14 protein-coding genes are annotated in these 16,932 nt (G+C 47.3%); 8 read left to right on the top strand and 6 right to left on the bottom strand.

What is annotated here, in order from left to right; translation table 11 throughout:
* Positions 1–23: 23 nt before the first annotated feature.
* A complete protein-coding gene (locus I2F54_RS07295) occupies positions 24–1,031 on the bottom strand; it encodes an aspartate-semialdehyde dehydrogenase (protein ID WP_009121816.1) in 1,008 nt (335 codons plus the stop codon).
* A 153-nt stretch (positions 1,032–1,184) separates the two neighbouring features.
* On the opposite strand from I2F54_RS07295, the gene I2F54_RS07290 reads away from it, so the two are divergent.
* From I2F54_RS07290 to I2F54_RS07280, 3 genes are read left to right on the top strand one after another with little or no spacing between them, the layout of a single operon-like run.
* Positions 1,185–3,308 (top strand): cation:proton antiporter, encoded by a 2,124-nt coding sequence (locus I2F54_RS07290; protein ID WP_009121817.1) that lies wholly within the window; start codon positions 1,185–1,187, stop codon positions 3,306–3,308.
* Positions 3,309–3,359: 51 nt separating this feature from the next.
* Entirely contained in the window at positions 3,360–4,070 is a 711-nt protein-coding gene (locus I2F54_RS07285) for a tRNA threonylcarbamoyladenosine dehydratase (RefSeq protein ID WP_195500924.1), read from the top strand.
* 14 nt (positions 4,071–4,084) lie between these two features.
* The gene (locus I2F54_RS07280; RefSeq protein WP_195500873.1) at positions 4,085–4,741 is read left to right on the top strand and encodes an ABC transporter ATP-binding protein; all 657 of its coding nucleotides are present in this window, start codon (positions 4,085–4,087) and stop codon (positions 4,739–4,741) included.
* A gap of 15 nt (positions 4,742–4,756) precedes the next feature.
* On the opposite strand, the gene I2F54_RS07275 is transcribed toward I2F54_RS07280, so the two are convergent.
* Together I2F54_RS07275 and I2F54_RS07270 are read right to left on the bottom strand one after the other, a co-directional pair.
* The gene (locus tag I2F54_RS07275; RefSeq protein ID WP_195500872.1) at positions 4,757–5,689 is read right to left on the bottom strand and encodes a helix-hairpin-helix domain-containing protein; all 933 of its coding nucleotides are present in this window, start codon (positions 5,687–5,689) and stop codon (positions 4,757–4,759) included.
* Positions 5,690–5,695: 6 nt separating this feature from the next.
* A complete protein-coding gene (locus tag I2F54_RS07270; protein ID WP_009121821.1) occupies positions 5,696–7,063 on the bottom strand; it encodes a sodium-dependent transporter in 1,368 nt (455 codons plus the stop codon).
* Positions 7,064–7,166: 103 nt separating this feature from the next.
* Here I2F54_RS07270 and I2F54_RS07265 point away from each other — a divergent pair, with 103 nt between their 5' ends.
* Complete coding sequence (locus I2F54_RS07265; protein WP_009121822.1) at positions 7,167–7,559, top strand: VanZ family protein; 393 nt, start codon at positions 7,167–7,169, stop codon at positions 7,557–7,559.
* On the opposite strand, the gene I2F54_RS07260 is transcribed toward I2F54_RS07265, so the two are convergent.
* On the bottom strand, positions 7,556–8,854 hold the full coding sequence (locus tag I2F54_RS07260; RefSeq protein WP_195500871.1) for a UDP-N-acetylmuramoyl-tripeptide--D-alanyl-D-alanine ligase: 1,299 nt from the start codon (positions 8,852–8,854) through the stop codon (positions 7,556–7,558). The two genes, I2F54_RS07265 and I2F54_RS07260, sit on opposite strands and share 4 nt — an antisense overlap.
* 115 nt (positions 8,855–8,969) lie before the next feature.
* On the bottom strand, positions 8,970–10,892 hold the full coding sequence (locus I2F54_RS07255; RefSeq protein ID WP_229097151.1) for a tetratricopeptide repeat-containing sensor histidine kinase: 1,923 nt from the start codon (positions 10,890–10,892) through the stop codon (positions 8,970–8,972).
* 212 nt (positions 10,893–11,104) lie between these two features.
* Between I2F54_RS07255 and folP the strand changes: the two genes are divergently transcribed.
* From folP to I2F54_RS07235, 4 genes are all read left to right on the top strand, one after another.
* Entirely contained in the window at positions 11,105–11,971 is an 867-nt protein-coding gene (gene folP, locus I2F54_RS07250) for a dihydropteroate synthase (RefSeq protein WP_195500869.1), read from the top strand.
* A 42-nt stretch (positions 11,972–12,013) separates the two neighbouring features.
* On the top strand, positions 12,014–12,778 hold the full coding sequence (gene cdaA, locus I2F54_RS07245) for a diadenylate cyclase CdaA (RefSeq protein ID WP_022219303.1): 765 nt from the start codon (positions 12,014–12,016) through the stop codon (positions 12,776–12,778).
* A 211-nt stretch (positions 12,779–12,989) separates the two neighbouring features.
* A complete protein-coding gene (locus I2F54_RS07240) occupies positions 12,990–14,474 on the top strand; it encodes a TldD/PmbA family protein (RefSeq protein WP_195500868.1) in 1,485 nt (494 codons plus the stop codon).
* Between the two features lie 68 nt (positions 14,475–14,542).
* On the top strand, positions 14,543–15,862 hold the full coding sequence (locus I2F54_RS07235) for a TldD/PmbA family protein (RefSeq protein ID WP_087413282.1): 1,320 nt from the start codon (positions 14,543–14,545) through the stop codon (positions 15,860–15,862).
* Positions 15,863–15,868: 6 nt separating this feature from the next.
* Here I2F54_RS07235 and I2F54_RS07230 read toward each other — a convergent pair whose 3' ends face one another.
* Complete coding sequence (locus tag I2F54_RS07230) at positions 15,869–16,900, bottom strand: GNAT family N-acetyltransferase (protein WP_195500867.1); 1,032 nt, start codon at positions 16,898–16,900, stop codon at positions 15,869–15,871.
* Positions 16,901–16,932: the final 32 nt, after the last annotated feature.

The following is a 16,932-nucleotide window of genomic DNA, read 5'->3' as shown; positions in this document are numbered from 1 at the left end:
TTTTATTGATATAAGTTGCTCTTTTAAAGAGCGTTTTCTTTAACCAGATATTCTGCAATCTGAACGGCGTTCAATGCGGCGCCTTTCTTGATTTGGTCTCCTACAATCCAGAAGGTCAGTCCGTTCTCGTTGCTGAGGTCCTTACGGATACGGCCTACGTATACAGGGTCTTTTCCGGCGAGGAACAGCGGCATCGGGTATTCTTTTTCTGCCGGGTTGTCCATTAATACCAGTCCGTCGCCCTTGGCAAACGCTTCACGCGCTTCCTCGATGGAGATAGGGCGTTCTGTTTCCACCCAGATGCTTTCCGAGTGGGAACGGAGAGCGGGTACACGAACGCAGGTTGCGCTGACTTTGATGTCGGAATGCATAATCTTGCGCGTTTCATTGTACATCTTCATTTCCTCTTTGGTGTATCCGTTTTCGGTGAACACATCAATCTGGGGAATCAGGTTGAAGGCCAACTGATAGGCAAATTTCTCGACCGTGACAGGTTCACCGGCCAATACCTGGCGATATTGCTCGTACAACTCATCCATGGCGGCGGCGCCTGCACCGCTGGCAGCCTGATACGTAGATACGTGTACGGTCTTTATATGAGAAAGCTGTTCGATGGCTTTCAGCGCCACTACCATTTGGATAGTAGTACAGTTAGGGTTGGCGATAACACCGCGCGGACGGTCTTTGGCGTCAGCGGCATTTACCTCGGGTACAACCAAAGGCACATCGGCGTCCATGCGGAAAGCGCTGGAGTTGTCGATCATCACGGCTCCGTACTTGGTAATGGTTTCGGCGAACTCTTTAGAGGTGCCTGCGCCTGCGGAAGTGAAAGCGATATCAACCCCTTTAAAGTCATCGTTGTGTTGCAAGAGTTTAACCTCGATCTGTTTACCGCGGAAGGTGTATTTAGTGCCGGCACTGCGTTTAGAACCGAACAACACTAACTCGTCCAACGGGAAATTCCTTTCATCGAGCACTCGCAGGAACTCTTGTCCCACGGCTCCGCTTGCTCCAACAATAGCTACTTTCATTTTTCTTTTGTTTTTAATATAGTTTATAAAATAGTTCCAATCTATCTATAAATGATAGAATTGGTTGCAAATTTATAACAAATTGCTGTATGGCACCGCATAAAGTGAAAACTTTTTCGTTATTTTGCAGTTAAAACCTAAAACTCGCTGCGTATGGACTGGTTCAATCTCAGTTTAACACTTCCTATAACAGACCCTACATGGATATTCCTCCTTGTACTCCTTATTATATTGTTTGCGCCCATATTGCTGAATAAACTGCGTATACCGCACATTATCGGCATGATTCTGGCCGGTTTGGTGATTGGAGAACATGGTTTTAATATCTTGGTGCGCGACAGCAGTTTTGAGTTGTTCGGCAAGGTCGGGCTTTATTATATCATGTTTCTGGCAGGTCTGGAAATGAATATGGGCGACTTCAAGAAGAACCGCGGAAAGGCTGTAATGCTGGGATTGCTGGCTTTTGTCATTCCGATAGGCATCGGCTTGGTCACCAATATGATGTTGCTGAAGTACAGCCTCGTGACGTCCATATTGTTGGCAAGTATGTATGCTTCGCACACGCTGGTGGCGTATCCGATTGTGATTCGTTACGGCGTGTCCCGCCATCGCAGTGTAAGCATTGCTGTGGGGGGAACGGCGGTGACGGATACGCTTACATTGCTGGTACTGGCTGTGGTGGGCGGTCTGTTCAAGGGGGAGTCCGGCGGTCTGTTCTGGCTGTGGCTGGTGATTAAGGTTGTCTTTCTCGGAGCTTTGATTATGTATTCGTTCCCGCGTATCGGACGTTGGTTTTTCCGCCGCTACGACGATAATGTGATGCAATTTATTTTCGTGCTTGCCATGGTCTTTCTGGGAGCGGGCCTGATGGAGTTCGTGGGTATGGAAGGCATCTTGGGAGCGTTCTTGGCAGGATTGGTGCTGAACCGTCTCATACCGCATGTGTCACCGTTGATGAATCATCTGGAGTTTGTGGGTAACGCTCTGTTTATCCCTTATTTCCTGATAGGAGTGGGTATGCTGATTGATATTCATGTCATCTTCGGGCAGGGAGACGCCTTGAAGGTTGCTGCAGTTATGATTATTGTGGCGCTGGTGGGCAAGTGGATCGCTTCCTGGCTGACGCAGAAAATTTATAAAATGGCTCCCATAGAGCGTGAGTTGATGTTCGGTTTGAGTAATGCACAGGCTGCGGCTACGCTGGCGGCGGTATTGGTGGGGTATAATATCATCTTGCCGAACGGTGAGCGCTTGCTGAATGAGGATGTGCTGAACGGTACGGTATTGCTGATTCTCGTTACGTGTGTGGTGAGTTCCTTTATTACGGAAAGGGCTGCGCGTAAGATTGCCATGTGCGAGGCGCATCTGGAGGAAGAACGTACGGTTGAGGCGGAAAGGATTCTTATTCCGGTGGCGAATCCGGATACGATTGAATATCTGATGAACCTCTCCTTGCTGATACGTGATACCAAACAGAAAGATAATCTGTTGGCATTGAACGTAATCAATGACAACAATACTTCCGAGGGTTTGGAGCTTCGCGGCAAGAGGTATTTGGAGAAGGCGGCCATGATTACGGCCTCCGCCGATGTGCCGTTGCGCCAGATTACCCGGTATGACTTGAATATTGCTGCGGGTATTATCCATACGGCGAAAGAATATGAGGTGACCGACGTGATTATCGGTCTGCACCGCAAGGTCAATATTGTGGACTCTTTCTTCGGTATGCTTGCCGAGAACTTGCTGAAAGGTCTGCACCGTGAGGTTATGATTGCTAAGTTCCTGATTCCGATTAATACGATACGGCGAATTATCATAGCGGTTCCGCCTAAAGCGGAATACGAAGCCGGATTCCAGAAATGGGTGGAGCATTTTTGCCGGATGGGCGGCACGCTGGGTTGCCGGGTGCATTTCTTTGCAAATGAGGAAACGACCGTGCGGTTGCAGGCATTGGTGAAAAAAAAGTACGGACAGACCTTGACGGACTTCTCCCGCCTGGATGATTGGGGGGACTTGCTGATATTGACCGGACAAGTGAATTACGACCATTTGCTGGTAGTGATAAGCGCGCGTAGGGGTTCTATCTCCTACGACAGTTCTTTCGAGAAACTGCCGGCGCAGTTGGGCAAATATTTCTCCAATAACAGTTTGATTGTGCTTTATCCCGATCAGTTGGGTGAACCTCAGGATGCCGTTTCTTTCTCTAATCCGCGCAATGAGGCGCAGCATTACGAGAAGGTAGGAAAGTGGGTTTATAAATGGTTTAAGGAAGATTAGTAAGTGATTAGTGATAAGTGATAAGGGGTTAATGATTGGCGGTTGGCGATGATGGAGGATTGGCAACAGAGAACCCGGCTTTTGCTGGGAGAGGAGAAAATGGAACGGCTGCAACAGGCGCATGTGCTGGTTGTCGGTCTTGGCGGAGTAGGCGCTTATGCGGCCGAAATGATATGCCGTGCCGGTGTGGGGCGAATGACGATTGTGGACGCGGACACGGTGCAGCTTACCAATATAAATCGTCAGCTGCCTGCTTTACACTCTACTATGGGTAGGGAGAAAGCGGAGGTTTTGGCGGAACGTTTCAAAGATATCAATCCGGATATACAGCTGACGGTGTTGCCTGTATTTCTGAAAGACGATAATATACCCGGACTGCTTGATGCTGCCCGGTACGACTTTGTGGTGGATGCTATCGATACGCTTGCTCCCAAGTGCTATTTGATAGCGGAAACGCTGAAGCGGCATATCAAGATTGTGTCGAGTATGGGGGCGGGGGCCAAGAGTGATATTACTCAAATACGGTTTGCCGATATATGGGACACTTATCATTGCGGACTGAGCAAGGCGGTAAGAAAACGCTTGCAGAAACTGGGGATTAAGCGTAAGCTCCCGGTTGTATTCAGTACCGAGCAAGCCGACCCGAAGGCGGTGCTGTTGACGGAAGATGAACAGAATAAAAAGTCCACTTGCGGAACTGTAAGCTATATGCCGGCCGTATTTGGCTGCTATCTGGCGGAATATGTCATTAAAAGATTGTAACAGTAACTAAAACAATGATACGATTAGAAGGAATCACGAAGAGTTTCGGTAATTTGCAGGTTTTGCGTGGCATCGACCTGGAGATAAAAAAAGGGGAAGTTGTCAGTATTGTCGGTCCCAGCGGTGCGGGAAAGACTACCTTATTGCAGATTATGGGGACGCTGGATATGCCCGACAGCGGTTCGGTAACGATTGACGGTACATTGGTGAACCGTTTGAATGAAAAAGAACTCTCCGCTTTCCGTAACAGGCATATAGGCTTTGTCTTTCAGTTTCACCAATTACTGCCGGAATTCACGGCTTTGGAGAATGTAATGATACCTGCCTTCATTGCCGGAGTAGGGCAGCAGGAAGCGAAAGCGGCGGCTACCGAAATATTGGATTTCATGGGATTGGCGGAACGTGCCTCGCATAAACCCAATGAGCTGTCCGGTGGCGAGAAACAAAGGGTTGCTGTCGCACGTGCGCTCATCAATCATCCTGCGGTGGTGTTGGCGGATGAACCGTCCGGAAGTCTGGACACCCATAACAAAGAGGAGCTGCATCAGTTGTTCTTTGATTTGCGCAACCGTTTAGGGCAGACGTTTGTGATTGTGACGCACGATGAGGGGCTGGCGCAAATTACCGACCGCACCATTCATCTGAAAGACGGTGAAGTTTGCAAAGAATAGCTGTCTGTTCTTTTCTTATTCAAAGCAGACATAGGGGCTCAGCCGTTCCAAATCACTTTCGGTGAATTCTTCATAGAGGGTAAACGGCTTGAGGCTATGGAGCGCTCCTTTCTTCTTGCGGTATTCCACGAGGGCTTTTGCCTGATAAAAATTTATATAGGGATGGTGGCGAAGGCGTTCTATGCCGACGCGGTTCAGATTGATGCGCCGGATTTCAGAGGGCGTAACGGTGAACCATGCTTGCAGTGGGCGATAATCCAAATGAATCTCCTGCAATTGCTCTATTTGGTAAAAACCGCCTAAACGTTGCCGGTAGTTTACTATTAACCGGGCTATACCGCTGCCTATACCGGGAATCTTTTTCAATTCGGCGGTATCTGCGCGGTTTAAGTCGAGTATTGTGCCTGTCGGATATTTATAAATACTGTCTTTCCCGGCCTGCCGAAGGGTGAGTAAAGAGGTCGCCTTTCTTATAGTGTCTTCTGCCGTAAAATAGATGTAGGGAGAGAGCGTTTGGTACTGTTCTTCTGTCAACCCATATACTTTTTTGAAGTCTTCGGCCTTGCGGAACTTTCCTCCTTTGCTTCGATAGCGTAAGATGTTCTTTGCCATCCATGCGGGAAGGCCTAAGCGGCAGAAGGTGACGGAGTCCGTACGGTTAGGGTCGAAAGGAGCCAATACAACTGTTCTCTTTTTATAGCTCTCCGATTTCTTGAAACGGCTGTTCTCGTTTCTTTCTTGTTCCCGCACAGAGCTGATAAAGTTGTCGTATTCTTTCAAGGCGGCAGCCTGTATCCTGGCTTCCTCCTCAGAAAGCTGCCTGCTGTTTTGCCGGAAAGAATAAATATATCCGGAGAGAAAGATGAGGATTATCCCAATGATGAGAACAAGGATACCTCGCCTTTCTCCCCGGGAGAAGTATAAGAAGTCTTTAAACGGATTCTTCATTACTGTTTATTTGAAGAAACCCAACTCGTTGATGAAAATAAGTCCGATTCCTATTGGAGCGATATATTTCAGAATGAAGATAAGTAATCTGTATATATGTATATTTAAAGTTCCGTTATTGCTGACTTCTTCCCATACAATCTTTTTATCCAGATACCAGCCGGTGAAGAGAGAGATAAAGAAACCGCCTAAGGGCAACATGATTTTGGCGGTGACGAAGTCGAACAAATCGAACAGGTTAAGGCCGAAAATCGTGTAATCCTTTCCTACGCCTAATGACAGCGAACATAATACTCCCAGTATGATACAACCGGCTGTAACTAATCTTGCGGCTTTACCACGCGTGAATTTGAATTCCTCATGCAGGTATGCCGTTACCACTTCGTGTAAGGAAATCGTTGAAGTCAATGCTGCAAGCGCCAGTAAAACGTAGAACATGATGGACAAGACAATTGCCAACCAAGGTATGTTGCCGAATGCCTGTTGAAATACATTGGGCAATGTGATGAACAGTAAACTCGGTCCTGCATCCGGCTGAATGCCGACTGAAAACGCAGCGGGGAAGATGATGAACCCGGCGAGAATGGCTACTAACGTGTCTATACCTGCTACATTGAGCGCTGTTTTAGGCAGGTTGGTATCGTTTCTGAAATAGGACGCATATGTACAGAGACATCCCATACCAAGACTGAGTGAAAAGAACGCTTGTCCCATCGCGCCTAAAAATACATTACCGTCCACTTTGCTGAAGTCTGGTTTCAGCAGGAATTCGATACCCTCACTGGCACCGGGTAATGATACGGAACAAATGGCAAGTACTATCAGCAGGATGAACAGCATGGGCATCATTATTTTGGCTGATTTCTCAATGCCTTTTTCCACTCCCTTTATGATGATGAAGTGGGTGACCAACAGGAATACTATCAGCCAGATAACAGGGCGCCACGGATTACTGACAAAACCGTTGAAGGAGGCGATGAATTCTGCGGCGGACTTGCCGGCAAAACTGTTGGTAGCGGCCTCTCCTATAAATTCCAAAGTCCAGCCCGCTACTACCGAGTAGTAGCCCAAAATCAGGAATCCGGCTAATACGCCCATTCGTCCCACCCAACGCCATTGGGTTCCCGGAGCCAGTTTTTGATACGCTCCGGCAGTATTGGCGCGTGAACGGCGTCCGATAAGAAATTCGGCTATCATGATAGGAATACCTAATATCAGTACGCATACCAGGTAAATCAGAATGAAGGCTGCGCCGCCATGATTACCTGTTTCGAAAGGGAATCTCCATATATTACCCAGACCAACTGCGGAACCGGCTGAAGCAAGTATCACCCCCAGTTTACTTCCAAAGTTAGCTCTTTCATTTCTTGTCATAAAACGTGGATTTTTCTTACAATTCGTTATTAATACCTCTTAAAACGTGCAAATATAGAAAATGTTCCATACTTTTGCGCACAGATTGTTCATAATTTGAGATATGCTATATTATATTAAGAAATATCCGGTATCGCTGACAGTAATACTTGCTGTAATCTATTTGTCGTTCTTCAAACCGCCTGCTACCGAGCTGGGCACTATCCCTAATCTTGACAAGGTGGTACATATTTGTATGTATTTCGGTATGTCGGGCATGTTGTGGTTGGAGTTCTTGAGGGCGCATAGGAGAGACCGTACTCCTATATGGCACGCATGGTTGGGAGCGTTTGTCTGCCCGGTATTGTTTAGCGGGGCGGTGGAACTTTTGCAGGAGTATTGCACTACCTACCGTGGCGGCGATTGGCTGGATTTTGCAGCCAACACCACGGGGGCTGTGCTGGCGTCATTGGTAGCTTATTTCGTGTTGAAACCTAAAATGATGCGCCAGTCTTAAAGATAATCCACTACCGTATTCAGTTTTATACCGTTTGAACCTTTTATCAGGATGGTCTTTCCGCAAGGTTTATTCTTTTGGAGTTCGGCTATTAAAGCCGGAGCGTCGGGATAGGTGGGATAGGTGTGACGGGTCGCCGCGAATAATTCACCTACCAGCGCCACGTCTTTAAAGCCGTATTCTTGCAGGCAGTCCACTATCTTCTGATGTTCCCCGGGACTGTCTTTTCCCAATTCACGCATATCTCCCAGTATCAGCATTTTGCCTCCTGCCTGCATGTTGTGGAAATTACTGATGGCCGCCAGCATGCTTGTAGGGTTGGCATTGTAGGCATCGATAATCAGTGTGTTGTCCGCGGTCTTTTTCAGTTGCGAGCGGTTGTTTCGAGGTTCGTATTCATGCAGTGCCCTATCTATTTTTGCCGCTTCCACTCCGAAGAAATGTCCGATAGTGATGGCTGCCAAGGCATTGGGGAAGTTATAGTCGCCAATCAGTTGGGTTTGTACTTCATGACGTTCTCCTGCTTTTCCGGCTTTCCATTCGAAAGTAAGGTAAGGAGAGTTGCCGGTGACGTGACCGTTGATATAGAGATTGTCTTCCTCTCCGTAAGTTACCGGATTCAGCCCCCATGCTATTGGGGTGAGGTAAGGATTGTCCTGATGGATAAAGATGGTGGAGTTACCCTGCCGGCGCAGATAGTCGTACAGTTCGCCTTTAGTCCGGATAACACCTTCGAAAGAGCCGAATCCTTCCAAATGCGCTTTTCCTACATTGGTGATAATTCCATAATCGGGTTCGGCTATTTCCACCAGTTCCTTAATGTCGCCGGGATGGCTGGCGCCCATTTCCACTACGCCGAGTTCGTGCTCTGCTTTCAGGCGGAGAAGGGTGAGCGGCACGCCGATCGGGTTATTCAGATTTCCCAGCGTGTACAGTATGTTGTACTTTGGGGACAATACGGCGGATATAAGTTCTTTTGTTGTGGTTTTACCATTGGTCCCTGTAATGCCGATGATGCGCGTGCCCAGTTGGCGGCGGTGATAATTGGCAAGCTGTTGCAGGGTGCGAAGGCAATTGTCCACTAATATGTAATGTGTGTCTCCGGCAGGAACATAGGCGGCTTCGTCCACGACGGCATAGGCGCTTCCCGTTTCCAGCGCTTTGGCGGCAAAGGCATTGCCGTTGAACGTATCGCCTTTCAAAGCGATAAACAGTGAGCCTTCCGGACAATTGCGGCTGTCGGTGGTTACGCCGGTACAGCTAAGAAATATCTGATAAAGAGCGGTTATATCCATGGTTTCCCCTTCTTTTGAAGTACGGTTGAAAAATCTGTTTATACGGCTGCAAAGATATGGTTTAATTTGCTACATTGCATGGGGCGGCGTGGAAAAAAAAGACTGTTATATTTCCTTAGCCTTTTAGCGGCAAAGTCAATAGGAAGCGGCAACCGTTGGTGTAGTCGGGGTCGAGCACCAGGCTTCCACCCATCTTTTCTGCGCAGATACGCCCTATGGGCAGTCCCAGACCGGTGCCTTGCACGAAAGTATCCACTTTGGCAAACCGTTCGAATACGAATTCCTGCTTATCGGCGGAAATTCCTGTTCCGGTATCCGATACACTGAAAATAATGCGCCGCCGCTCTTTGTCCGTATGCCATTCAAGAAGAATATGTCCGTTCGTGGTGAACTTCGTTGCATTTTTCAGTAAATGTGAGAGTATCTGGCTGACACGCTCCGGATTGGTATGAAAATGGAATTCGCTTTGTTCGGCCTGTAATTCGAGACTGACTCCCGGCTTCAGGTCTTGCCGGGCTTTGGTTATACATTTCCGGCATAACTCTGTGGCGTCGGCCATGATATGGGTCGGAATTTCCGTTCCGCTGTCTAAACTCGAAATGTCCAGCACGTCTTCTACCAATTGCAGCAGGTTGTTACTGCCTTGCTCTATGATTCCGGCATATTCCTGCGCTTCCGTACTGTCACCGCTGATGCTGCTTAATATTTGGGAGAAACCTACAATGGAATTTAACGGGGTACGAATCTCATGGCTCATATTCTGTATGAACTCGGTTTTCATCATGCTCGCTTTCTCGGCACGCTCTTTGGCGACGAGCAGTTCCTGTTCGGAGATGAGCAATTGTTTGTTCTTTTCGGAGACGGCTTTTTGCGATGCCCTGAGTTTTCCGTTGAGCAGATGTTCACGATAGAAGAATATGGCGCCGAGAACCAGCAATACAACAAGCAGGATGATGATGCGCTGTTTGTTGGCTAAATCCCGTTGTTGGGCTTCTTGTTGAAGTTCTGCTTTCTCGATGTTGAGTTTCTCCACTCCTAATATGGCTGAGAATTCTCCGGCGGCGATATCTTCGTAAATCCGGTTCGCGGAATCTGTTTTCTGGATATACGCCTGATAATACTCTACTGCTTTGGCATTATTCCCCATTTCCTGATAGATGATTGCCGTGTTCCGCAGGGCGTCTCCCCGATTGATTTTGTCCATATAGTTTTGAGAGATATACTCTTGAACGGATAATGCTTTGGAATATTGGCGTGTGGCCATATAATAATTCCTTTCATTCAGATAATAATCGCTTGCCATCCGTTTCACTTCTTTCTTCTCGTCCAACAGCTTTTTGGCTTTTTGCAAGCATCCTTTCATTTGGGGATAGTCCTTAAGGGCCTGGTAATAATCGGCGGATCTCAAATAAAAATAGAACTCCTGCGAATCGCTGTATATGTTTTCCTTGGCCTTATCCAGTTTTTCTTTGGCTTTCTCCATTTCTCCCAGGGAACAATAGAAAGAGGCCAGTAAGGAATAAGTGTTTGATAAATTATAGGTGTCTATTTTATATTTCAGGATTATCTCGATTTCCTTTTCCCGATTCTCGGCTGCCAATTTGAAAAGCCTTTTGACTTGATAGATGGAGCTTAATATGTTATAGGCGTTTGCCATGCCGGCGGGGTAGTTGTCCGCTTCGGCTTGCTTCATCATTTTATCGGCTTCGTAAAGAGCGGTATTGTATTGCTGCTGTTTGATGTGGTAGTTGATAAGTCTTTTGCTCCAGGCAAAGTAGTAGTATTTGGGTTGCCGGGTTTCTGTGGCAAACTGCTTCACAAGTTCCACGTAGTATAAAATACTGTCTTTGTCGGTACCTCGAAAGTAATGGTAATCCAGTTTGTTGGTCAGGGCTACTGCCTGCATACGCAAATCATGCTTTTCGCCAGCCATTTGGAACAGCGTGTCAGCCATCTGCATAATGACGGGGGACGATATTTCGGCTTTGCAACGGAGATAGTATTTGTATAAAATACTGTCTACACGGTATTCTTCCATCGCGTTTTTCTGTTGTCCCCAAACCGATACGTTATGCGGCATAAGCAGGAAATGCAAAATGCAGAATAACGTGGGAAAAATATATTTTGAACTTACCTTCATGATAAATACTTGTATATTCTGAACAAAGATACTTTATTTTTTGGACTTGGTGTACCAGCAACGCCTTTTTTGTTTACATTTGCAGATATATAAGTAAAAAAGAACTGTCCATGAAAGCTCTGCAATCCAAATATATAAATGTCAATGGTTTCTTGTTAGACCTTTCCTCTCCCTGCGTCATGGGAATTCTTAATGTCACTCCCGATTCTTTTTATGCAGGCAGCCGTATGCAGACGGAAATCGACATAACACACCGCATAGAACAGATAGTGGGCGAGGGAGCCGGTATTATTGATGTCGGCGCTTACTCTTCGCGTCCCAATGCGGAGAATGTGTCGCCTGCGGAAGAGATGGAACGTTTGCGTATGGGGCTGGGTATTCTAAGAAAGGTGCGGCCCGACGCCGTTGTTTCGGTAGATACCTTTAGGGCGGATGTGGCAAGGATGTGCGTTGAGGAGTACGGTGTGGCAATCATTAATGACATAGCCGCCGGAGAAATGGACGGTGATATGTTCCGTACGGTTGCCGACTTGAATGTTCCTTATATCATGATGCATATGCAGGGCACGCCGCAAAATATGCAGCAAAACCCTCATTATGATAATTTACTGAAAGAGGTGTTTATGTACTTTGCCCGCAAGGTTCAGCAGCTGCGCGATTTAGGAGTAAAGGATATTATATTGGATCCGGGATTCGGCTTTGGCAAGACCGTTGAACATAATTACGAGTTGCTGGCCCATCTGGAAGAGTTCCGTATTTTTGAACTTCCCTTGCTGGCCGGCGTTTCCCGTAAGTCTATGATTTATCGCTTGTTGGGAACTACTCCGCAAGAGGCGCTGAACGGTACAACCGTATTGGATACCATTTGTTTATTGAAGGGTGCCGATATCCTTCGCGTGCACGATGTGCGCGAAGCGGTGGAAACGGTGAAAATCGTTGAGGCTATGAAGAAAGAGGGTGCAAAGCCTATGGAATGAGAATTGATAGCTGATTAGTTAATACTTAATATTTAGAGAACCGTGTTTTTTGAATTTGGCATAAAAGACTTTATAGATATATTGCTGGTGGCTTTCCTGCTTTACTATACGTACAAGCTGATGAAAGCTTCCGGGTCCATCAACGTGTTTACGGGTATTCTGGTATTTATCTTGATTTGGCTGGTGGTTTCGCAGGTGTTGGAGATGAAACTGCTGGGTTCTATTTTTGATAAGCTGGTCAGTGTAGGAGTGTTAGCGCTGATTATTTTGTTTCAGGACGAAATACGGCGTTTTCTGCTTACGCTCGGTTCGCATCAACATGCCAGTGCACTGGTGCGTTTCTTTACGGGAAACAAGAAGGAGAGTATGGAGCACGATGAAATTATGCCCGTTGTAATGGCTTGCATCAGTATGGGCAAGCAGAAAGTCGGTGCGTTGATTGTCATTGAACATAATATGCCGTTGGACGATGTGGTGCGTACGGGCGAAATTATCAATGCCAATATAAACCAGCGTTTGATAGAGAATATCTTTTTCAAGAATAGTCCGTTGCACGACGGGGCTATGGTTATCAGCAAGAAACGTATCAAGGCGGCGGGATGCATCCTTCCTGTATCGCACAATCTGGATATTCCGAAAGAATTGGGCTTGCGGCATCGTGCTGCCATGGGAATCTCTCAGGTATCGGACGCTCATGCCATCATTGTGTCAGAGGAGACAGGGTCCATTTCGGTTGCCTATAAAGGGCAGTTCTATCTGCGTTTGAACGCGGAAGAACTGGAGAGTCTTTTGACAAAAGATATTTAAATGGATTGACTTTGTTTTGCTGATTTATAACAACCTGATAATCAATAGTAATTGTATAAAGCAGTCTCTGTCGTATACTGAGATACCCTAAGTATACGACAGAGGTACCCTAAGTATGCGACTGAGGCTATCTCGATATGCGGCTTATTTCCCAAGATTCTCTCTCTGTAAAGATAAGTAACTTATAATTCATAATTTATAACTGGATAAAATGGATGGACGAAACTTTTTACGAGCCGGCGGGATGACCGCTCCGGACGGGGCGGATAACAAATCCGCTGTCGCTGCTGCCATCAATCATTTTGGTGTGACGGAAGCCGATTTAAGGAAAGTAATGGCGACTGCTTTGGAAAAAGGCGGGGATTACGCAGACCTTTATTTTGAGCATACGTTCAATAACAATGTGAGTTTGATGGATGGTAAGGTAAACAATTGCGGCTCCAACATAGATTTTGGTATGGGAGTGCGCGTACTGGCCGGAGATAGGAGCGGTTATGCGTACGTAGAAGGTGTTACTTTGGAAGAAATGTTGCGTGCCGCACGCACTGCCGCCCGTATTGCGTCTTCGGGTAAGGCGGGTGTGCCTGTTGGGCTGACGGAGAAGACGATATCTCAAAACCGTTATGCTGTGACGATTCCCTGGGAAGACGTAAGCGTAAAAGAAAAGATTCCTTATCTGGAAAAGCTGAATGAGAAAATCTTTTCTTTGGATAGTCGCGTTCGGAAGGTGCAGGCATACTTGCAGGACAGTACGTCGCATGTGCTGTTTTGTAATTCGGAAGGTATCAGCTATTACGATTACCGCCCGATGGCGTCTTTCATGGCCGTTTGTATCATGGAAGAAAACGGAAAAATGGAGAACGGTTATGCCGGCAGGTCTTATCGCAGAGGCTTTGAGTTTATGACAGATGATATTATAGACGTGATTGCCCGTGAGGTAGTAGACCGAACAGCCATTCTGTTTAAAGCCATCAAACCTAAAGGTGGTGAAATGCCTGTTGTAATGGGTGCGGGCGGTTCGGGAATCTTGTTGCACGAGGCTATCGGCCATGCTTTTGAGGCGGACTTCAACCGTAAGGACATATCTATATTTTCCGGTCAGCTGAATAAGAAAGTGTGCAGCGAGCATATCAATGTGGTGGACGACGGTACGATTCCCTTCAACCGCGGTGCTGTGAATTTTGACGATGAAGGTGTGGAGGGACAGAAAACGTACATCGTCCGGGAAGGCGTGCTCACCAGTTACCTGCACGACCGTATCAGCGCCAGGCATTACGGCGTGAACCCCACCGGAAACGGTCGCCGCGATACATTCCGCAACGTACCTATTCCCCGTATGCGCGCTACGTATATGGAAGCCGGCAATATGAAAGAAGCGGATATTATTTCTACGGTGAAGAACGGTATTTTCGTAGATACGTTTACGAATGGGCAGGTGCAGATTGGTGCCGGTGACTTTACGTTCTTTGTGAAGTCCGGTTACTTGATTGAGGACGGAAAGCTGACGCAGCCCGTTAAGGATATCAATATCATAGGCAATGGGCCGAAAGCATTGGCGGACATCACGATGGTAGCCGACAATGATAGGATTGACAATGGTACATGGACCTGTGGTAAAGACGGGCAGTCTTGCCCGGTGACGTGCGGTATGCCGTCGGCGCTGGTCAGCAAACTCACCGTAGGAGGGGAAAACTAAATACTAACGGATAATTGATAACTGATAATGTTTCTTTGGCTATCAGCTATCCACAGTCAACTAAGAATATGATTACAGACAATAATAAAAAACTGGCGCAGTGGGCAATGGATTATGCCTTGAAAAACGGATGCCGGGCAGTGAAGTTGGCGCTGTACTCCAACTCCAACGCTTCATTTGAATTACGCGATGGCAAAATGGACAGATTGCAGCAAGCCTCGGAAAGCGGGCTTAGTATCAGTTTGTATGTTGATGGCAAATACGGTTCTTATTCAACCAATCGTTTGGATAAGAAGGAACTGGAGTCGTTTATAAAGAATGGCATCGACTCTACGCGTTATCTGGCCGTGGACGAGGCGCGTGTACTGCCCGATACTTCCCGTTATTATAAGGGTGGAAAACCTGATTTACAATTATTCGACGAGCGGTTCGAGACTATCAATCCGGATGATAAGGTGGCTGTCGCACGTGCCGCCGCCGAGGAGGTTTTGGGCAAAGACAACCGCGTTATATCCGTAAGCACCTCGTATGGTGACGGTGAAAACTCCTCTTACCGTTTGACGAGCAATGGTTTCGAAGGAGAGTCCAAGTCTACCTGGTTCTCAGTATCTGCCGATGTGGCATTGCGGGGAGAGGGAGAGGCGCGTCCGTCCTCTTACTGGTATGACTCGGCTTTGTTTTACGATAAACTGGTGAAGTCGGGTATAGGCGCAACGGCCTTGGAACGCGCGCTGCGCAAACTCGGACAAAAGAAGGTGGCTTCCGGCAAATATACGATGGTGGTAGATTCTGTGAATTCAAGTAGTTTGCTTCGTCCGATGCTGAGCGCGCTGTATGGTTCTGCGTTGCAGCAAAAGAACTCTTTCCTGCTGGATAAGCTGAATGCCAAGGTTGGTGGCGGGCTGTTGAATCTTATGGACGAGCCTCATATCATAGGAGCAAGGGGCGCACGTTATTTCGACAGCGAAGGAGTGGCTACGGAGCCACGCCCTATCTTTGAAGACGGAGTGCTGAAAACATACTTCATCGACACTTACAATTCCCGGAAGATGGGAGTGGAACCTACCGTTGGCTCTCCTTCCTTATTGGTACTCAAACCGGGAAACAAAGATTTGAACGGTTTGGTGGCTGATGTGCGGAAAGGCATTCTGGTTACCGGATTCAATGGCGGTAACTGTAACAGCAGCTCCGGAGATTTCTCGTACGGCATCGAAGGATTTCTGATTGAGAACGGCAAACCGACCCGGCCAATCAGCGAAATGAATGTCACGGGCAATATGATTACGCTTTGGGCGTCTTTATCGGCTGTGGGTAATGATCCCCGTTTGTCTTCTTCATGGCGTATTCCGTCCTTGGTATTCGAGGACGTGGACTTCAGCGGATTGTAATAACCGCTAATTCAGCATTAAACTCATGTAAGGGTGTAAGGACGATAATATCTTTTCGGCAAGTTCGCCGATAGTGAGTGCCAAGTGACTGCCCGGCAGGCGCTTGGCGCTATTCATGCACTTGCCGTTATTCAGATAGTAGTAACCGTTATTGGCGCTGATTTGCGGATCTGTAAGAGCAATGCTCATTTCCTGTTCCGGGTGTTCGGCGGCATATTGTTGCAGTACCGTTTTGGCATTGATGATGCGCGCCATACCCAATACTTGCGGGTTTTGCCCTGCCGCAGCCGGAGCGATAACTCGAATGAACGGGATATTCAGTTGTCCGCAAATGCGTTGTAGCAATAGTGAGTGCATCTCAGGGGTTTCCGCAACGACTTCTCCTGCCTGCCAAGTACTGCCTGCCGGGTATACAATGGCTAATGCCGGAATTTTATCGCCTTGCTTCAATATATAGACACATCCTTTCCCCAATTGTAAATCGGCAAGAATCACCCGAAAGTCTGTTTCCGTATGCTGGATGCAATAGGGACGTTCCCGTAATTTCCGGTCCAAATAGCGGTATACCTCTTCCTGATAATCATTTATCTTGTTCAGAACAACTGCTTCGTTAGCGGTAGTAACCTCTGAAGCCGTAAAGATTGTTGAGGAGTACCTGAATACGGGTGCGTAGCCCATGCCGGCATAGTACCCGAATAGCCAAGGCTCCGCCGGAATCAAGGTCGAAACGGCCATGTCATTGTGCAGCATACGGGTAAAGGCCTGCGATAATAGTTCGCGCATAGCCCCGCGATTACGATAATCGGGATGTGTACAGGCGCCCGATACGTATCCTGTCTTGATTTCGTTCTTTCCGAAAGTCATGGGATAGGGCAGCATTTGCAGGGCGGCAATCACTTCTTCACCGCTTTGAATAGCGATGTTGACGTCATTACTGTAACGCAAGCGGAAATACATATCTGTAAATTCATCGCTGTCGTTAAAACATAGCTTCCATAAATTCTTTACTTTTTCCCGCATTGTTTCACCCTTTATCATAATTGTACCATTCTGTCACCTGCCTTATTTCC

Source organism: Bacteroides clarus (assembly GCF_015555825.1).
Classification (GTDB): domain Bacteria; phylum Bacteroidota; class Bacteroidia; order Bacteroidales; family Bacteroidaceae; genus Bacteroides; species Bacteroides clarus.
The sequence above is the reverse complement of the archived record's forward strand: the minus strand, read 5'-3'. Positions and strand labels throughout refer to the sequence as shown.